This window comes from Xanthobacter autotrophicus (genome assembly GCF_029991245.1).
Taxonomy (GTDB): domain Bacteria; phylum Pseudomonadota; class Alphaproteobacteria; order Rhizobiales; family Xanthobacteraceae; genus Xanthobacter; species Xanthobacter autotrophicus_C.
Window position 1 is genome coordinate 1 of sequence record NZ_JAIVFO010000004.1, and the last position, 18,699, is coordinate 18,699.

17 protein-coding genes and 2 pseudogenes are annotated in these 18,699 nt (G+C 59.7%); 13 read left to right on the forward strand and 6 right to left on the reverse strand.

Features of this window, described 5'->3' with window-relative positions; all coding sequences use genetic code 11:
• From K9U41_RS01565 to K9U41_RS01615, 11 genes and pseudogenes are all read left to right on the forward strand, one after another.
• Positions 1–737: response regulator transcription factor (locus K9U41_RS01565; RefSeq protein ID WP_282639099.1), on the forward strand; the 737-nt coding region annotated here is incomplete at its 5' end.
• 109 nt (positions 738–846) lie between these two features.
• Complete coding sequence (locus tag K9U41_RS01570; RefSeq protein WP_282639100.1) at positions 847–1,428, forward strand: tetratricopeptide repeat protein; 582 nt, start codon at positions 847–849, stop codon at positions 1,426–1,428.
• Positions 1,429–1,604: 176 nt separating this feature from the next.
• Positions 1,605–1,910, forward strand: a pseudogene (locus K9U41_RS01575) (transposase); the annotation flags it as partial.
• A gap of 867 nt (positions 1,911–2,777) precedes the next feature.
• Positions 2,778–4,364 (forward strand): methane monooxygenase, encoded by a 1,587-nt coding sequence (locus K9U41_RS01580; RefSeq protein ID WP_349237818.1) that lies wholly within the window; start codon positions 2,778–2,780, stop codon positions 4,362–4,364.
• 65 nt (positions 4,365–4,429) lie between these two features.
• Positions 4,430–5,653, forward strand: coding sequence for a methane monooxygenase (locus tag K9U41_RS01585; RefSeq protein ID WP_282639101.1), 1,224 nt, complete (start codon positions 4,430–4,432; stop codon positions 5,651–5,653).
• Between the two features lie 24 nt (positions 5,654–5,677).
• A complete protein-coding gene (locus K9U41_RS01590; protein ID WP_282639102.1) occupies positions 5,678–6,082 on the forward strand; it encodes an MmoB/DmpM family protein in 405 nt (134 codons plus the stop codon).
• A 13-nt stretch (positions 6,083–6,095) separates the two neighbouring features.
• The gene (locus K9U41_RS01595; RefSeq protein ID WP_282639103.1) at positions 6,096–6,665 is read left to right on the forward strand and encodes a hypothetical protein; all 570 of its coding nucleotides are present in this window, start codon (positions 6,096–6,098) and stop codon (positions 6,663–6,665) included.
• Between the two features lie 326 nt (positions 6,666–6,991).
• Positions 6,992–7,993 (forward strand): 2Fe-2S iron-sulfur cluster binding domain-containing protein, encoded by a 1,002-nt coding sequence (locus tag K9U41_RS01600; protein ID WP_282639104.1) that lies wholly within the window; start codon positions 6,992–6,994, stop codon positions 7,991–7,993.
• Between the two features lie 801 nt (positions 7,994–8,794).
• The gene (locus K9U41_RS01605; protein WP_282639105.1) at positions 8,795–10,399 is read left to right on the forward strand and encodes a TCP-1/cpn60 chaperonin family protein; all 1,605 of its coding nucleotides are present in this window, start codon (positions 8,795–8,797) and stop codon (positions 10,397–10,399) included.
• A gap of 97 nt (positions 10,400–10,496) precedes the next feature.
• Complete coding sequence (gene adh, locus K9U41_RS01610) at positions 10,497–12,014, forward strand: aldehyde dehydrogenase (RefSeq protein ID WP_282639106.1); 1,518 nt, start codon at positions 10,497–10,499, stop codon at positions 12,012–12,014.
• Between the two features lie 177 nt (positions 12,015–12,191).
• The gene (locus K9U41_RS01615) at positions 12,192–12,572 is read left to right on the forward strand and encodes a DUF779 domain-containing protein (RefSeq protein WP_282639107.1); all 381 of its coding nucleotides are present in this window, start codon (positions 12,192–12,194) and stop codon (positions 12,570–12,572) included.
• 73 nt (positions 12,573–12,645) lie between these two features.
• Here the strand turns inward: K9U41_RS01615 and K9U41_RS01620 are convergent.
• Positions 12,646–12,888: pseudogene (locus K9U41_RS01620) on the reverse strand (IS3 family transposase); the annotation flags it as partial.
• A gap of 345 nt (positions 12,889–13,233) precedes the next feature.
• Here K9U41_RS01620 and K9U41_RS01625 point away from each other — a divergent pair.
• A complete protein-coding gene (locus K9U41_RS01625) occupies positions 13,234–13,887 on the forward strand; it encodes an OmpW/AlkL family protein (protein ID WP_282639108.1) in 654 nt (217 codons plus the stop codon).
• 138 nt (positions 13,888–14,025) lie between these two features.
• On the opposite strand, the gene K9U41_RS01630 is transcribed toward K9U41_RS01625, so the two are convergent.
• The 5 genes from K9U41_RS01630 to K9U41_RS01650 all read right to left on the reverse strand — a co-directional run bounded on the left by K9U41_RS01630 (position 14,026) and on the right by K9U41_RS01650 (position 17,840).
• Entirely contained in the window at positions 14,026–14,469 is a 444-nt protein-coding gene (locus tag K9U41_RS01630; protein WP_282639110.1) for a hypothetical protein, read from the reverse strand.
• 410 nt (positions 14,470–14,879) lie between these two features.
• Positions 14,880–16,256 carry a sensor histidine kinase gene (locus K9U41_RS01635; protein ID WP_282639111.1) on the reverse strand — a complete coding sequence of 459 codons (1,377 nt, stop codon included), beginning with the start codon at positions 16,254–16,256 and terminating at the stop codon, positions 14,880–14,882.
• Positions 16,253–16,960 (reverse strand): response regulator transcription factor, encoded by a 708-nt coding sequence (locus tag K9U41_RS01640; RefSeq protein WP_282639112.1) that lies wholly within the window; start codon positions 16,958–16,960, stop codon positions 16,253–16,255. The genes K9U41_RS01635 and K9U41_RS01640 overlap by 4 nt, the downstream gene beginning before the upstream one ends.
• Positions 16,935–17,480, reverse strand: coding sequence for a cytochrome b/b6 domain-containing protein (locus tag K9U41_RS01645; protein WP_349237819.1), 546 nt, complete (start codon positions 17,478–17,480; stop codon positions 16,935–16,937). Before K9U41_RS01645 ends, K9U41_RS01640 begins: the two co-directional genes overlap by 26 nt.
• Before the next feature lie 81 nt (positions 17,481–17,561).
• Entirely contained in the window at positions 17,562–17,840 is a 279-nt protein-coding gene (locus tag K9U41_RS01650; RefSeq protein ID WP_282639176.1) for a PepSY domain-containing protein, read from the reverse strand.
• 233 nt (positions 17,841–18,073) lie between these two features.
• Between K9U41_RS01650 and K9U41_RS01655 the strand changes: the two genes are divergently transcribed.
• A complete protein-coding gene (locus tag K9U41_RS01655) occupies positions 18,074–18,550 on the forward strand; it encodes a rubrerythrin family protein (RefSeq protein ID WP_282639115.1) in 477 nt (158 codons plus the stop codon).
• Positions 18,551–18,699 lie beyond the last annotated feature (149 nt).

Genomic DNA, 18,699 nt, shown 5'->3' on the forward strand with positions numbered 1-18,699 from the left:
GGGCTGAGGGGGTGGGAGGAAGCCGCACAGTGTCCCACCCGCCCCAAAGCGTTCTTCTGGCGGAGGACGATCAGAACCTCCGCCAGGGCCTCGCCGAGCTTCTGGCGCTGGAGGGCTTCGCCTGTCTTTCCGCGCCCGATGGGGACACGGCGCTGGCGCTTGCTCGCGATCACGCGCCGCTCATCGCCATCGCCATCGTCGATGTCACGATGCCGAAACTGGACGGCTTCGCCCTCTGCCGGAAGATCCGCGAGCATGACCCGGCCCTACCGATTCTGATCCTCTCCGCGCGGGACACGGAGACCGATCGGGTGCTCGGTCTCGAATACGGCGCCGACGATTTTCTGACGAAGCCGTTCGGCGCGCGCGAGCTTCTGGCGCGCATCCGCGCGCTCCTGCGCCGCGCCGCGCTTTCCCCAGCGCGGCCCCCGCCCACGGCCCGTTTCATCCTCGGCGACATCGAGGTGGCGCCGGAGGAACTGCGCGCCTACCGGGGCAAGCGGCGCATCGACCTCACCAAACGCGAGGTGACGCTGCTCAGGATCCTTCACGACCGCAAGGGCCTGGTCGTCTCACGCAACGACCTCTGCGACCTCTGCTGGGGACGGGATTACATGCCGAACAGTCGGGCGGTGGATCAATACATCTCGGCGCTCCGCCGGAAGATCGAGCACGATCCGGCCAACCCGCGGATCGTCCGCACCGTGCACGGGTTCGGCTATCGCTTCGACGGGTAGAAGGACCCACCCGTCGTGCATATTTCTTGAAATCGGCAGACTTGCGCCTGACATCCCGATGCCAGCGCACGTGTAACATCCCTTCATCTGCCATGACGAGGAGGACGCGATGATGTTTAGACGCGCGAACGCGCTCATTCTGCGGGCGACCCTGCTGGGTTTCGTTCTAGCGGCTTCGGCATCGGAGGCCTTCGCCGGCGATACCGTCGTCGATGACCACGGCGTGCTCAATCCGCAGGAATTTTCCATGGACGCCGTGATGCGCCGCATTGAGGAGAAGCGCGCCACCAATTTCGACTGCATTGCCGGATACGAGGCAGCGAAAGCGGGAATGCACGTCTACGCCGAGCGCATCTTCGCCTACTGCGCCGAAAAGGGTGTCACGGGCGCTCTCCCGTGGATGGCCTGGATAGAGGAGAATGGTTATACGCACCCGTCCAACCCGGCAGCCGCTGCGGAGTGGGACAGGCGCAGCGCCGAACTGGGCTCTTCCGTGGGAGAGCTCAATTTCGGTCTCGACCTGTTGCGCGGACACGGCGTCGCGCGTGATCCCCTCCTCGGCCGCCGTTACATTGATCGCGCCGCCGAGCACGGAGACGAAACGGCCCGCAGGCTCATCGAGAACGGCTACGATCCCGATTTGGTGACGCCGGATGCCGACAAGGCGCGCTACCGTAAGCCTGTCTTCTAGGGCGGGTCGGCATCGCCGCAGATAACGGCGCCAAGTGTCCTCCCGTCGGCGCCCGAAGGAAAGGTGGGAGGCGCTCGAGCACTGCGTCGGGGACTTTCCGCAGCGGGAAATGGCCGACGCCCGGCAGAACGTGGTGGCTTTAGGCACCGCTGAGGCCGGCCTCAAGCTCGGGACGCCGGGTCGGGCTGACACCGGCGCGCTTTCAGTTGGGCGAGACCGACATCCAGGGCAAGATCAGCCGATGCGGCGACGAACTCGCCCGCACGGCGCTCTATGAGGCGGCGCATACGCTGCTCGTGAGGAGCCAGAAATGGTCGAGCCTGCGGGCGTGGGGAATGAAGATCGCCAGGCATCGCGGCATGGCCCGCGCCCGCGTCGCGGTCGCCCGCAAGCTCGCCGTCATCCTCCACCGCATGTGGAGCGACGGTTCGCAGTTCCGCTGGGGCAAAGACCCCGCCAATGGAGCCACGGCCGCTGCATGACGCCGCAGAGCCGAAACGGGAGGGCCAGACACCACGCATGACCCCGCAAGGGTGAACCGGATCGTTCCCGTGGGGACGATGGGCAAGGCGATCTCGTTGAGAGTCCAGAACCTGGGCAAACCCAAGGTCGTGAAACAGATTGAGACGCCTCGCCCTCCTGACCCCATCATGCGGCGGCCCAGCGCCGACCGCGAAGAGAAGCGTGTGACCCATGGGGCGACACGAGCCGGAGAAGCCAAGACGGGGCGACCAGAACGAGCAGCTTGACCTCAACGACCCCAATCAGAGAAGGGCTCTTAGCCGGTTCTTCGAGGTGTCCGCCCGGGACGAGAGGTGCGTAACTCGCGGCGCGAAGGATCTGGAAATAAACAAGGTCAACCGAACGAGGCGTGGCTTGCTTTCACATCCACCTATCTGAGATGGTTTCTGTGGTGGATGTCGCGCTGAGGTCGGAAATGATCCGTTCGAGACGCTCGGTATCGCGAGCGTCGAGGAAGGCGCAGGCCGTCTGTACCATGGCCGCTTACCGCCTGTTCCGATTCATTCACGTATCTTGCTGCGAACGCGCTGAAACTGTACCTTTAGGCAATATCCGTCAAGGCTCTTTCGTGCAAACTACCAGTGCGCAGGGTTCAACCCGCGCAAAAAATGGAAAAAAAAGCAGCCCTAAACAGATTTAGGGCGCAGGGATGAACGCAAGCTAATTGAGGCGCTCACGGCCGCTCTGATGCGTTAGGGGCCCGCGTAGTGACGCTGGGCGAACTCGCTTGGGCGGTTCCCAGAAGATTCCGACATGGCGGAAGCAATCGCGCAAGACCGCAGAGCGCGGCCAGCGTGGGTCATAGCAGGGATGCAGGAGGACTAAGAATGCAATCAGTAAAGCCGAGCGGCCACAGCATTATGGAAAATACGAAGCGCGCAGTCCGCGCGCCGACTTCGGTCGAGGCTCAGGAAGTCCATCGCTATCTGATGGATTTCAAGTGGGAGTTTGAAAAAAACCGTACAAAATACGGCACGAAGTATGAAATGGCGAATTTGACCAAGGAACAGTTCAAGCTTACCGCTAAAGAATATGCTCGGATGGAGGCAATTAAAGAGGAGCGGCAGTTCGGAACCCTGCTCGATGGGCTCGACCGTCTCGACGCCGCGAACCGGGTCCATCCCCGATGGGCGGAAGCGATGAAGGTTTTCGCCAACTTTCTGGAATGCGGTGAGTACAATGCGATCGCAGGCTCCGCCTTGCTCTGGGACTCCGCACAGTCTCCCGAGCAGAAAAATGGATATCTCGCCCAGGTGATCGACGAAATTCGGCACAGCAACCAGACGGCCTACGTCAATCACTACTTTTCGAAACACGGCTCTGACGCTGCCGGGCACAACAATCCTCGTCAGTTGCGCAGCGTTGGCCCTGCCTTCCGAGGGATCAAGCGCGCGTTCGGCGACGGGTTCAATGCCGGCGATCCGGTCGAATGTTCCATCAACCTTCAGTTGGTGGCTGAGGCTTGCTACACTAATCCGTTGATCGTCGCTTTGACGGAGTGGGCCGCCACAAACGGCGATGAAATTACGCCGACCGTCTTTACGTCGATCCAGACCGATGAGATGCGCCACATGGCGAACGGGTATCAGACGATCGTGTCTGTGATCAATGACCCGAAAGCCAAGCTGCATCTCAACACCGACCTCAATAACGCTTTCTGGACTCAGACGAAATACTTCACGCCGATCTTGGGCTATCTGTTCGAATATTTCAGCAGATACAAGGTGGAGCCGTGGTATAAGACTTGGAATCGGTGGGTGTATGAAGATTGGGCGGGGATCTGGCTTGGCCGCTTGGCCAAGTATGGAGTCACATCGCCGCCCAGCCTGCGAGAGGCGAAGCAGGACGCCGTCTGGTCGCACCATGATGTCGCCATTCTCGCGTATGCCCTCTGGCCGTTGCACCACTGGCGGCATGAGCTTCCAGACGAAGTCGACATGGCTTGGTTCGAGGAGAATTATCCTGGCTGGTACGACCGTTACGGGCGCATTTATGACGAATGGCGTAAGCTAGGCTTTGAAGATCCGAAGAGCGGATTTCTGCCGTCGGCTTGGCTGATCGAGAATGGCTACATTCCCTATGTGGACCACGTGTCTGGCGTGCCGTTCTGTCCGAAGCTCGCGAAGGGTGCGTGCGATCTTCGCATCCTGGAGCGCAATGGCCGGCGTTACGCTTTCTCGGACACCTATGGCGAGCAACAATTCCTGCTCGAGCCCGAGCGCTACGAGGCGCAGGATTTCCTCACTCAGTTTGAGGGGTGGGAACTTTCCGAGGTCATCCGCGCAGGCGGCGGATTGCGCAGTGACGGCAAGACAATGATAGCACAGCCCCATTTGCGCTCGGACAACATGTGGACCATTGATGACATTCAGCGAATTGGGATGAAGATTCCGAATCCTCTGAAGATGCACTGACGCGGAACTGCACCGGCGCCGTCAAAGGCGGCGCCGGTGCTCAGATCTGAAGAGAGGAAACCAAGATGAAGCAGGGGCAGTCAATTCGGGCGGCGTTCGAACCCGAGCGGATCATGGAAATCCGGAAAGTTTCGCCAGCGGAGCCGCTGGAGAAGCAGCGCACAATGAGTTATTATGTCGTGCCGGAAGGCAAGCGGTTGACCGAGTATGAGCAGTTGACGGCCTATGCGCAGCAGAGCGCCGACTATGCGGGCGGCGGCATTGAGGTCGGTGAGTATCAGCAAAAGCATGCCGGCGGCCGTGGCGCCTATGCGAACGAAACCACGGAGGTCATCAATCGCGACTGGTTCAAATTTCGGGATCCCGATCGCCGCTGGTTTTATCCCGCGGTCAAGGCCAAGGCGGAAGATGGGCGCACTGCAGACCGGTTCATGAAAGCGGCTTCCTCTGAGGGGCTTGTTCGGTTAATCGAACGTGACTGGATTGGTTTCCTCGATGTCGATTTTGGGGCGTTGACTTTTTACGAATACGGTTTGTTCAACGCGCATTCATCAGCCACGAAAGATTCTATTTCGGATTTCGTAAAGACCTGGGTTGCTCTAACAGCATTTGATAAGAATGACGCTGCGCAGATGGTGCAGACAGAGCGCGTGTTTCTGAGCAAGCAGATAGAAAACTTCGACGCCGACTTGGTGCGGGCGAAAGAAGTGTGGACCAAGAGCCCGATCTATGCCGGCATTCGCGAGGCGGTCGAACGCCTTTGGGGCGACACGTATGACTGGGGAGAAATCCTTTGGGCGTCGCATGCGATCATTGATGCTATTTACGGGCAGTTCGTTCGGCGGGAGTTCTTTCAGAGAATCGCGCCAGCGTATGGCGATAACATCACGCCTTGGTTTCTAAGTCAGGCGAGCGGCTACGCCCAAACCGCCAAGGGGGGTGTGCGGCGGCTGTTCGGAGACAATCTTGCGAACGATCCCGATTTCGGGTTGCACAACCGGGCGGTGATACGTGCCTGGACTGACAAATGGCTTCCGGTCACCCTCGCAGGACTTAGAGGATTTGTCGGAATCTATGCTCAACTTCCGAATGCTTCCGAGAAAGTCGCAGGGCGCAGCGTCGTAGAGGAAGGCGTTGAGCGCGTCATGCAGGATTGGGCGACCGACTTCGCTCACCTGATTGGATACGAGGCGGATGTCGCCGGTTTGGTGGCCGAAGTGATGAGCGGCATGGACCCAGCGCTGGCGTATCGATCTGACGCTACGAAGTCCATTCAACCTATTTCGTGATGTTACGGCGAAGGGGATACCGGCATGAGCGGACGTGGATCGAGCGAGGGCCTGAACTCTAAAAATGGGCAGGCGTTTATCGACGAATTCCTTGATGAAAAAAACATGACCGTCAAGGAATCGCGTGATGTTGTACTTGTTCTAATGAAAAGTGAGGAAATGGAAGTCGTCGTCGACGACATCATCCTTGGGGAGCAAAAGAAGTCGAATCCATCAATCGTGGTGGAAGATCACGCTAGTTACTACTGGATCAAAGCCGATGGGCAAATTGTCATTGATGTAGATATAGTGGCGGATATCATGGGGCGATCGTACAATGTTTACGACTTCCTGGTAAACGTGTCCTCGACCGTTGGTCGAGCATTCATTACCGGTAACGTGTTCACGCTGACGACGGAGCTTGTCGGGCTCGATGAAGCGTTGGTATAGGGAAGGAAACAAAATGGCGTTCACGAACCACTGCCTACGCGACGGAGACCGCAGTCTATACGACAATGATACGCGTCGTAGCTGGCGGGACCGCATCGCAGGGCTCAGCAATCTCGACGAAGCGGTAGCGCTTTTGACGGAGATCCGCACCAAGCACGTCGGGACCGAGCGCGAGACGTACGATTTGGAGTACGACTCATTGTGGATCGAAGCGGAGGCCGAAAGGCGCGTCGCTTCGCTCAAAAGCGAGAAATTTCACGGTAAGGATTTGCTCGACAGGTGCGTGTGTGGCGCTGCGGCGGCAGATGTTTACCGTGATTTGCGCCACCGCATTGACGCCGCTGGCGAATGTCAATTCACGCTAGAAGGTTTGGCTGCGGAATTTCGACGCAAGTTCAAACCTCCTGTGATGCCGGTCAACGCATGGCTCGAACTCGACAGCTACTTAAGCAAGCGGTTGCTCGAGACCAGGGCGAAGGTCGCGGATATCTCGGCCATCGACGTCGCCGAATGGCGCGCCAAGCGAGGCTTTCGTGTGCTTGTCGAGGGGCACGGGAACGCGATGACGGGTGAAACGACCTGACGCGGCAACAAGCGATATCCCGGAGGCGCAAATGCACAACGGCGAAACGGCTGATCTACCATTGTCGGAAAAGCAGAACGCGGAAACAGCCTTTCGAGGCGTGTGTACGGACTTTGGTTTTGCTTGGCAATGGCAGATCTTGCGTGGAGACGACGTGGTTCACGAAGGAGCCGCGTTGAGCGAAGCCGCCGCGTGGCGAGCCGTGAAATCAATGATACGCGTCTTCGGGAGCCTTGACAAAAACTCCGAGACCAACAGGCCGCAAACGGCCGTTTAGGGGGAAACTTATGCACCTGATTAGAGCGACGCTTGAGGACGGAGAGCACTTGCAATTCGAGTGCGATGACGCCGAGGACGTCCTTTCCGCGGCGTTGCGGAACAATATCATTCTGCTCTCGGAGTGCCACAAAGGGATTTGTACGACCTGCCGAGTGCATTGTTCAGATGGCGAATTTGAGTTGGGCAGAGGTGTAAGTGTTTATTCTTTGCCGCCTGAAGATCAAGACGAGGGCTTTACATTACTTTGTCAGACGTATCCGCGGTCGGATCTGGAAATTCAACTACCATACGGACTCGACCGCGTTTCGTTCGGCACGTCCCGGATCGAGGAGATCTACGAGGCAAGAATCGCGGTGATCGAGCGGTTCACGGAACATGTGGTCTCAATTTTCTTGGAACTGCGAGACGAGTTTGGCAAGCCTCGCGATTTTCGCTGGACTCCAGGGCAATATATAAAGCTCCGAGTACCGGGAACTGGCGAGTGGCGCAGTTATTCGATGGCCAATATCCCTGACGGAAGTGGGCGAGTCGAATTGATGGTGCGTTTGCTTGAGGACGGCGTCTTTTCCAATTACCTTCGAGAAAGAGTGAAGGTCGGGCAAGTCGTAGAGATAAAGGGTCCCTACGGAGAGTTTCAGGTCCACGCCAGTGTGAGTCCGCGCTACTTCGTCGGCGGCAGCACCGGTTTGGCTCCCCTGGTTTCCATGCTCAGAGGGATGGCCGAAGCCAACGATCCAGCACCCTGCAGACTGATTTTTGGGATGCGCAGCCAGGAATTCTTCTTTTACGCGAAGGAACTGGCGGCCCTGGCTGGGGCTCTGCCAGCGCTGTCGCTTGAACTTTCGCTCGAAACGCCGGATCCGGAATGGACTGGCCGCGTCGGTAACGTAGGCGAGGTGTTGTCGGTAATACTCAATGAAACTGGGGAAAAGCCCGATATTTACGTGTGCGGACCGGGACCGATGGTTCGGTTCGTAGAGGAGATTTGTCACGCTCGCGGAGTGCGGTCGGACCGTGTGTTCAGCGAGAAATTCTTGGCGTCAGGCTAAATGAGACGCGTAGGCCCCCTTCAGAACTCTACGGCAAGCAATTTCATGCGGGAAGTCGCGTGCGCGCTGGATGAGTCGCTGCGCGAAACCCGCGAGACGCAGGATCGTCTGGCGGCCGCGATAGGCGAGCAGAGGGTTGAGGAGCTACGAGAATACTGGCTTTCCGAACCGGACAGCGACGCAACTGCGGCTTTCCTTCAAAGAGCTGCCTACCGGGAAAGGCAGCTTGTGGCGGTCTGGGCCAAGCTCCGTAGGCTCGAGCATCTGAGGGTTGCGGCGGGGCGGGGAGTCATGAAAAGTTAGGTTTCGAGAAAACGGTTGGCAGTCTGAAGTGGGGAGCAAACCCTAACGGCGTGAGGCAATCATGCGATACGAAACGAAAGACAGGGAAGCAGAGCCGAGGAACGATAGAGAGGTGCGATGTTTTCTAAAGGACCTCGCGATTTCGTTCGACGACGCATGGAATAGTCTTCAGCGAAGAGAAGTAGAGTTGAAGAGCTGCCTCGGAGTCGATCGCGTCAGCGAACTTTGGAAGTTGAGGACCACTGAGCGCCGAGGAACGGAAGAGATCAACGAGCTATTGTCGGGCGCCACATATCGCGAACGCGATCTAGTGAATCTATGGAGCAGGCTGGAACGACTTGCGGCGATGCGGGCAAAAGCTGGACGAACCTCCCTCGTCATGTGCAGCGTTGATAGTGGGGAAGCTATCGCGCCGAGACTTCTCAGTGCAGAGGGGCCACGACCTTGAGCAGCATCGTATGTTATAACTCGGCAGCTTCGCGGGCGCTTTTGGGGGGGATGGGCGATCTTGCCAAAGCGGCAGCGAGTTCCCTCGGCCCGTGTGGGCGCACCGTTCTCATAGAGCACGTTGGTAAGCTGACCCCCAATGTTGTTAAGGATGGCTCGGCGATCTGCCGTGCAATCGAATATCGGGAGCCGGAAAAAGAGGTCGGGCGCAAATTGCTCGCGCTGCTTGGGAAGGAAATTGAACGCGATTTTGGCGATGGAGTTAGCGGAACGCTTGTCGCGACGGCCGCGGTTCTTGAAGCCGTAGTTCGGGCTCTCGCAGCTTATGTTGAGCCTAAATCGATTGTCGAAGGATTGCGGCTAGGCGTTGAAGATGCACGTGCTGCGCTAGAAGATTTGCGGCGACCGGTGACCGTAGATCGTATCAGGAGGATTCTCCCGAACGCGGTCTTTAGCGAAGGGGCAATTGCAGTTCTCGTCAGCGACGCCTTCCGCGAGGTCGGTGCCGAAGGAGATGTTCGCGCAGAGATTGCCGATACCATCGAAGATAGTCTGGAGATTGTTCAGGGCGCCCGCTACGAAAAGGGGTATCTGTCGTCGGCTTTTGTTACCGACAAGAGGAGCATGCGCGTCGAGTTTGACGCTCCGCTGGTGTTGCTGACTGACCGGGTGCTGGACGACTTTGGGGCGATTGCACCAGCGTTAGCGGTGGCGGCCGAGAAGGAACGGCCTATTGTGGTGGTTGCGGGGGGATTTGATGAAAACGTGCGGGCAGGTCTAATCATGAACAATGCCCGCGGGCGCGTTCGCTGTGCAGCGGTGCAGGCGCCTGCCTACGGCGAGACGCTGAGCGACTTCGTGGCCGATCTTGCAGTGTTGACGGGGGCTCGGGCGTTTCTTGAGGGACGAGGTGACTCGTTAGCCACGCTTGTCGCCGGCGATCTTGGTGGGTGCGAGCGAATCTTTATCGATGAAAGGTCCACTCTGATTCGAGGGGGTCAAGGGAGCGAAGAGGCTCTGCGTCAGCGCATCCACGAAGTACGCGCACAACTCGCTTTCCACGAACACAAGACCAAATCGTTCACCTCCAAGATGGGTTTGCAGGAAACAGCAGGAGATAGGATCAGGTTTCTTCAAGGAAAGTACGCGGAGATTTCCATCGGCGGGCGTAATGACCTTACAATTAAATACAGACTTGCGTTGGCAAACAAGGCAATCGGCGTGACACGCGTGTTGCTGCGAGGGGGAGCAGTTCCAGGAGGAGGTACAGGACTATCGGTAGCGGCCCGTAGACTTCGGGACCGGGCTCGAATATCGGTCGATCCGGGCGTCAAGAGCGGGTTATTGGCGCTTGCAGAAGGTTTGGCTAAACCGCAAAAAGTGATTCTGCGAAATGCTGGCGGCGAGACGGCGGGGGGCGAGTCGCTTGGACGCTGGTCCGGACTTCCTTGGGCTGGAATCGATGCGACAACGGGCAATGAAGTTGATCTATGGGCGGCTGGAATTGCCGATCCTTTTGAACTCGCGATCAAGGTCGTAGATTGCGCTGCAAGCCTCGCCGAGATGATTTGTCGGACAGGAGCGCTGCTCGTCAAGTCGCCGGTGGATATCGGGTTCTCGCCGGAAGAGGCGGCAGCCACCCGGGAGGTAATGTAGGGCTAAGCTCGCCCCGGCGGCCCTTTAGGGTTGCAGCCAGCGCGGTCCTTTATGTTGGGGCAATTTCGCCAAAGTGAAAGAGATTGAGGGAGAAACCATGAACAAGCCTGAATTCGTTCGTCCAACCGCCGCGCCTTTCAAGGAGCGCTATGGTAACTTCATCAACGGCCAGTGGACCGAGCCGGTCAGCGGGCGCTACTTCGCCAACCACTCCCCGGTGAATGGTCAGCTTCTTTGCGAGGTCGCCCGCTCGGAGGCCGCCGACGTGGAGTTGGCGCTTGATGCCGCCCATGCCGCCAAGACGGCCTGGGGCCGAGCCAGTGTCGCCGAGCGCGCTTTGCTCCTGAACAAGATCGCCCAGGTGATGGAGGACAATCTCGACCTCCTCGCCCGCGCCGAAACCTGGGACAACGGCAAGCCGATCCGCGAGACCCTGGCTGCCGACATCCCCCTCGCCATCGACCATTTCCGCTATTTCGCGGGCGCCATCCGCGCCCAGGAAGGCGGCATCTCCGAGATCGACCACGATACGGTGGCCTACCACTATCACGAGCCCCTCGGCGTGGTGGGGCAGATCATTCCGTGGAACTTCCCCCTGCTAATGGCCACCTGGAAGCTGGCGCCTGCGCTTGCCGCAGGCAATTGCGTGGTGATCAAGCCGGCCGAGCAGACCCCGGCCAGCATCCTGCTCCTCGCCGAGCTGATCGCCGACATCCTGCCGCCCGGCGTGCTCAACATCGTCAACGGCTTCGGCCTGGAAGCGGGCAAGCCTTTGGCCTCGTCCAACCGCATCGCCAAGATCGCGTTCACGGGCGAGACCACCACGGGCCGGCTCATCATGCAGTATGCCAGCCAAAACCTCATTCCGGTGACGCTGGAGTTGGGCGGAAAATCACCCAACATCTTCTTCGCCGACGTGGCGGATCAGGACGACGAATTCCTCGACAAGGCGGTGGAAGGCTTCGTCATGTTCGCCCTCAACCAGGGCGAGGTGTGCACCTGCCCGAGCCGCGCCCTCATCCATGAGAGCATCTATGATCGCTTCATGGAGAAGGCGCTCTCCCGCGTCGCCGCCATCAAACAGGGCGACCCGCTCGATCCCACTACCATGATCGGCGCGCAGGCCTCCTCCGAGCAACTGGAGAAGATCCTTTCTTACATCGACATCGGTCGCCAGGAAGGTGCCGAGGTGCTGATTGGCGGCGATCGCAGTGCGCTGCCCGGTGACCTCGCTGGCGGCTATTACGTTAAGCCCACCGTGTTCAAGGGCCACAATAAGATGCGGATCTTCCAGGAGGAGATCTTCGGCCCGGTGGTTTCGGTGACCACCTTCAAGGACGATGAGGAGGCGCTCGCCATAGCCAACGACACACTCTACGGCCTCGGCGCCGGCGTGTGGACCCGCGACGGCAACCGCGCCTATCGGGCGGGCCGTGCGATCCAGGCCGGGCGCGTGTGGACTAATTGCTATCACGCCTATCCGGCCCATGCGGCCTTCGGCGGCTACAAGCAGTCGGGCATCGGCCGCGAGAACCACGCCATGATGCTCGATCACTATCAGCAGACGAAGAACCTGCTGGTGAGCTACTCGCCCAAGAAGCTCGGCTTCTTCTGAGCGTTCTCTCACCTTAACAAAGAGAGCACGTGTCCGCTTAGTTAGCGACGCAAGCTAAGCGGGCCGGGGTCATGGATAAAGGCGCGGCCTTGGGGGCGCCTTTATCCTGCCCGGTGGGGCGAGACCCCGATCGTTCTGCCGGGCTCTGTTCAGTAAGCTGTCACCGGAGAATCAGATATGACCGACAAGATCGATCTAGAGCTGGTGACGGCCACCGATACTGCCCGCGCGCTGATCCGCGAGCTTAAGGTGCAGCACGGCCCTTTGATGTTTCATCAGTCAGGTGGCTGCTGCGACGGCTCTTCGCCCATGTGCTACCCGCGCGGCGATTTCATCGTCGGTGATCGGGATGTGCTCTTGGGCGAGATTGATGGTACGCCTGTCTATATTGGGGGCGACCAATTTGAGAGTTGGCGTCACACGCAGCTCATCATCGACGTCGTCCCAGGTCGAGGCGGCATGTTTTCACTCGATAACGGTACAGAGAGACGTTTTCTGGCCCGTTCGCGAACCTTTTCCGGAGACGAGATGTGTAGGGTCGATCGCGTCTCGAGATGAGGTGGATTCATTTACCTTCGTCGCCGATCCTGAAGCAACACATCAAAGCACCACCTGAACCGCCCCGAGTTTTCTAGACGCCTTCGGCTTTGGCTTTGTGCTGCCGTTCGAACTCGATTGGCGACAGCATCCCGTTCCGTGCGTGCTTCCGGGTGGGGTTGTAGAAGCCCTCGATGTAGCCGAATAGTTTCCGTCGTGCCTCGGCCCTTGAGGCATAAAGGCGATGACGGACCCGCTCGGTTTTCGGGGTGTGGAGGATGCTCTCGGTGGGCGCATTGTTCAAGCAATCTCCCTTGTAGGTCCTGGATGGCGAGATGTCCGCGGCGGTCATCGACGAACTCTACCTAAGTCTGAAGGAAAACCGTCGTCGCAAAGCGCTTGCTTGACAATTGTGGCTCTTCTATAAATAGTTATATTGGCTATTGAAGCGATAGGAGACTTTCGACCGCGATGGAAGGCAGGGGATGAGCTGTCGATTTGGAGACGGTTTCGGAGCGTCATCTCCATTTTGGGGCAAAGCCGAAACTCAGCGAAATTATAGCAAGTCTAAATGTTCTTCAATGTCAAGCCAAACAACAAATGACTATGGAAACAGCGAGGGCATCCAATGATAAAAGTCAGCCTCCCTGATTGCAGGTGGCAGAAATGTCTCGAACATGCAATGTACTTGACTTCCGTGGCCGGGCTTCTCGCCCTTCTCTCCGACGGGGCAGGCGCAGCGGACTTCCCGTCTGCGGTCAAGACGCCGGCGACAGACACCTGGAATCCCTGGCTTCTTCGTGTGCGGGCCATCTATGTGTTGCCGGAAGACGGCGGCTTGGTTAATGGTGTACCCTTTTCGGATCTCTCCTATTCTGATATGGTGGTCCCGGAATTAGATATTTCTTATTTCATTGATAAAAATTTCGCTGTTGAAACCATCGTCGGAACGACCGCACATACGATCTATGGTCAAGGCTCTCTTGCCGGCTTGGATGTGGGCGAGGTGTGGATCCTACCGTTTACAGTGACCATCCAGTATCATTTCGATGGATTTGGCAAATTTAAGCCATACGTTGGCGCTGGACCAAACTACACAGTATTTTACAATCAAAGCGAGCACAATGTCGCCGGTCTCGACGTGAAAAACGCATGGGGTTTTGCGTTACAGGCGGGATTTGACCTTATGATTGATCAACACTGGGGAATTAATGTTGACGTAAAAAAAGTTTTTGTAAAGCCAAACTTTGATGTCGTGGTTGGGGGCAGCCACTTGACCGGCACCGCGGACCTCAACCCCTGGCTAATAGGCACGGGCGTTAGCTACCGCTTTTAGCTGGCAGGCGAAGAGTCTGTAGCAGCGGCCTCTCTCCGGGTTCGATTCCGTGGATGCCGCTCCGTCCGGCATCCACCAGCGCGACATGCGGGTTTCGGCCGCGCCCTCAGAAGCTCCCGACCAGCGAGTCCAGCACGATCACCACCACGAGGGCGAGGAGCCATAGCTCGTGTCGCGCCCCACCCGCTCGCCCCGGATCTCCAGGACCCCCATCTGGTTGATGGAGCCAGCGAACGCTGGCGCGCCTTCAGCCTTTTCCGCCGGCATGGATTCGCCGGTGATGCGTGACTGGTCCACATAGGAATGGCGGCTGGCCACCGCCCCGTCCACGGGCACCTTCTCCCCGGGGCTCACCAGCACCAGGTCGCCCGCCACCACCTGTTCCAGCGGCAAGGTAAGGATCTGGTCGTCGCGCCTTACCTTGGCCGTCTTGGGCACGAAGTCCACCAGGTCGCGGATGGCGCTGCGCCCACGCGCCACCGTGAGGTGCTCCAGTTCCTCCGCCACCAGAACGAACGCCGTAACCACCAGAGCTGTGAAGATCTCGGCGATGGCGGCGGCGGCGAGGATGGCGATGCTCATGGACAGTTCCATGGTCATCCGGCGAGCCAGCAGATTCCGGATGGCCTCGCTCAAGATCGGCCAGGCGGCATAAGCCAGGGCGACAAGACCAACGATGCTGACGGAGGCAACGGGTTCGTACACCTTGAACCAAACGGCGGCTGCACCGAGCACGGCGACAACGATCCGCACTATCGCCAAGCGGTCAAACGGCTGATGCGTGCATACGGGGTCGCTGCATCCATTCGACGGCACAGTGGCCGCCAGTGCCCGTTCGAGATTCGCCGTAATTTCCCGGGCGTCCATCTTCCATTCCAGACTTGGTCAGTCGCGTCATATTTTAGAAAATTTCTAAACTAGATGGGGCGTCAAGCGCAATGGGCAAATGGTCGCCTCTGAGTCAGATTGAAGGGCGTCGGACGCATGAGGCCTCACGCCCGCATCACTGGACCGCTTTCCCGAAAGACAAGACGGATGCGCGCGCCGGCCCCGTGGGCATTCTCGATCCGCACCACGCCGCCGTGCAGCGTCATGATGGTGAAGACGATGGCGAGCCCCAGCCCGGCGCCTTCGGGCTGGCTCCGGTCAAGGCGGCGAAAGCGCTGCAGAACCTCGGTCCTGCGGTCTTCCGGTATGCCCGGCCCGTGATCGCGCACATCGAGCTGCGGGCCGGGGCCGACGGTGACCTCCACCCGGGTGCCCGCAGGGGTATGGGTCAGGGCGTTTTCCACCAGATTGCGTAGCGCTCGGCCGATGGCTTCGCCATGCCCGTGCACCGCCACAGCGCCCTGATCCATAAACGAGATGGAGTGCCCGCGCGCGAACGCCAGCGGGGTGAGTTCTGTCACCACCTCTCGGGCGATGGCGGCGAGATCGGCGCGCCGGTCCGGGTCAAGCTCCAGCGCGGTGGCGTGGGACATGTCGAGCATCTGGTTCACCAGCCGCTTCATGCGCTGGGCATCCACCTCCAGCTTGGCTTTCTCCGGGCTGTCCGGCAGCTTGCCGATGGAGAGCATCATCACGGCGAGCGGCGTACGCAGCTCATGGGCGGCGTCGCCGGCGAAATCCTTCAGTGCGCGTACCGAGCGCTCGATGCGCTCCAGCATGGCATTCACCGCGCTCACCAGCGCCGCAACCTCCCGGGAGGAGGCCTCCGCCTCTATGCGGGTCTCAACCTGGGCGGGGTCGATGGCGTTGATCGCGGTGATGGTCCTTTGCAGGGGACGCAAGGTCGATCGCACCACGGAGAAGTTGAACAACAAGAACATCAAAGACAGCAGCAGCAGCGGAAAGATCACGTGAAAGCGGATCTCATTGAAAATCACCGGCACGAACGGCTGGAAGCCGTGGCCGAAGATGGCCACCGTGATCCAGAACGGATGCTGCTCCACTGCGACCCGGCGGGTGCCGCTCAGCAGGAAGCGCTGGCCCCAGCTTTCCCGCTGGGTACGGATCACCAGGAACGAGGCGGGCGGCTCGTCAGCGATCTTCAGGTCGCCGTCATTAAAGCGGGCGATGACGCCGCCCCCGAGCTCATGGATCAGGAAGGCGCGGCGCGTTCCCGCCGCGATCGGCTGGCGCAGCGCTTCAGGCACCGCGCCATCGACCAGCATTTGAGGAATGTCGCCGGCGATGCGATCCGCCTCGGCGGTCACCAGCAGTTGGTCAAGCTCGTTGGGGTTGCGGACATACATCCACACCACGGCCGCCAGCTCCACCACCAGGAACACGAGCCCCACCAAGGCAAGTCGGACCGAAAGGCGGAAGAAAAGCGTGCGGGGCGTGCCGGAAGCCGGGCCATGCGTCATCGCGGGGCGCCCCGTTCCACCTGTCCTGTCTGCGCCGCCGATGCGAGCATGTAGCCGATGCCGTGGGCCGTATGCAGGACCACCCGCGCTTTCTCGGCGGCCAGGCGTCGCCGCAGGCGGGAAACCACCGCCTCCAAAGCATTGGGCGAGACCTCGCTGGAAAGGGCGTACATGGTGTCCTCAAGGCTGGCCTTGCTGACCACATGGCCGGCGCGGCGCATAAGGCGTTCCAGCAGGTCGCACTCGCGCGGCGGCACATGGATCACCCAGCCGGAAATCCGCACCTCCCGCGCGATGGTATCGAACTCGAGGTTCTCGACGTTCAAGGTCGTGCCGAGGCAACCGCCGGGGCGGCGCAGCAGGGCACGGCAGCGGGCCGCCAGCTCGGGCATGTCGAACGGCTTCACCAGATAGTCGTCAGCGCCCGAATCCAGACCTCCCACCCGGTCGCCAAGGCCGTTGCGGGCGGTGATCACCAGGATGGGCGTCGTGTTGCCCGCGCGCCGCACGGCGCGGACGAAATCGATCCCGTCCCCGTCCGGCATGCCGAGATCGATGAGGAAAAGGTCGTATCGGTCGAGTGCCACGCTCTCGCGCGCGGCACTCAAGCTGCCGAAGCGGTCGAGCACGAAGCCCTCCGCTTCCAGACCTTCCGCGATCAGGTTCGCGAAGCGGGGATTATCCTCGGCGAGCAGGACCCGCATGGTCGATGTCCGTTCCAGACGCGTGGCGTTTGCGCCCCGTAATCATGGCGAGAGGCAGGTTTTCCCGGTGGACCACGCTCTCGGCGATCGCCGAGAGCACGTGCACTGCCGCCATGGCGAGAATAAGATTGGCCGTGATCTCGTGCGCCTCCTGCACCCATTCCACGCCCCAGAAGATGTCGAGAGTCTGCATCCACCCGGTGAGGCAGGCGAGCGTGATGAGGCCCATGAGCGCCAGCGCCATGGCCCCGCCTGCCGGATTATGCCCCACATACCGCCGGTTGCGACGGGCGACGACGGCGCGCAGGTGGGACAGGACCGCCCATGGCGAGGTAACGAAATTGGAGAAGCGGGCGTGACGGCTGCCAATGACGCCCCACACGATCCGCACGGCCAGCGCCGCGGCGATGACATAGCCGACATAGCGATGGGCGCTCTTGCCGCCCTCCAGCGCAAAGCTGTTCAAAATGATGCCCAGCACCACCGTCCAGTGGAAGAGCCGCACCAGCGGATCCCACACCGGCACAGTGTCCGGGCCCGCACCCGCGGGTCCAGCGACGGTGCGAGAGGTGGTGGGCGCTTGATATGGGGAGGACATGGCTCAGTCCACGTTGTTCTCGACGATCTCGCTGGTCACTGGATTGAAATATACCTCTGCTTTCTTGCCGTCCTTGTTGTAGCCATAGATCTCGTAACATCCAGACGTTGTCTTTTTGAACACCTTGATATTCTTGAAACCCATCTCGGCAATCTTCTGCTTCATGACCTCCTCGCTCAGCCACTTTTCTTGCGGCTCCCTGGTGCAGGTGGGACTGGCCAGGGCGGCGGAGGAGAGAAGGCACAGACCGGCGGCGGTGGTCAGAAGTACATTGTGATACATCGGCTTCACCTCATGCTCTGGGAGACGGGACGGGGCCGGCCTCGCTCGGTGCCTTCTGTTAAAGAGTGGTGCTGACAAAAGCCTGACGAGAAGCAATGGCGCGCCGAACACGACAACACCCAGGATGAATGCGTTCGAATACTTATCGTCGTCAGGACTTGGTCAGGTCGCGCGCCTATTGAGGAGGTCGCCGCTCCGCTGGGCGACACCTTGATTTCCTGGGAGACCGATCCATGACAATCATTCGCAACCTTTTCGTCGCCGGTGCGCTCGTCGGCGCCTCGCTCGCCGCCGCCCCTGGCTTTTCGGCCGAGACGCTGAACCCGCAGACCCAGAAGAATCTGGAGGCGGCCATGCACGGTGAAGCCTTCGCGAACCTGAAGTACCAGGCCTATGCCGAGCAGGCGCGCAAGAGCGGCCATCCCGAGATCGCCAAGCTGTTCGACGAGAGCGCCAATGTGGAGGCCAACGAGCATTTTGCCCGCGAGGCCGATGCCCTTGGCCTCGTCAAGACCGACGAGGCAAACCTGCTCGACGCCTCGGCGGGTGAGCGCTACGAGAACACCGAGATGTACGTGAATTTCGCCAAGCAAGCGGATGCGGTGGGGGACAAAAAGGTCGCGGAACTGTTCCGGCAGATCGCGGCGGATGAAGGCGACCACTACGCGGCCTACAAAGCCGCGGCCGAGAAGCTGCGCGCTGGAAAGTGAACCAATTGAGCGGCGTCATATATCATGGCGCCGCTCGTATAAATTATCATCAATATATAATGACATATTGAGACGGATCATTTATTTGAAGGATAGATTTAAATACCGCGGCCTGCGACGGCCTCTGCAATCCACACCTTCTGACGAAC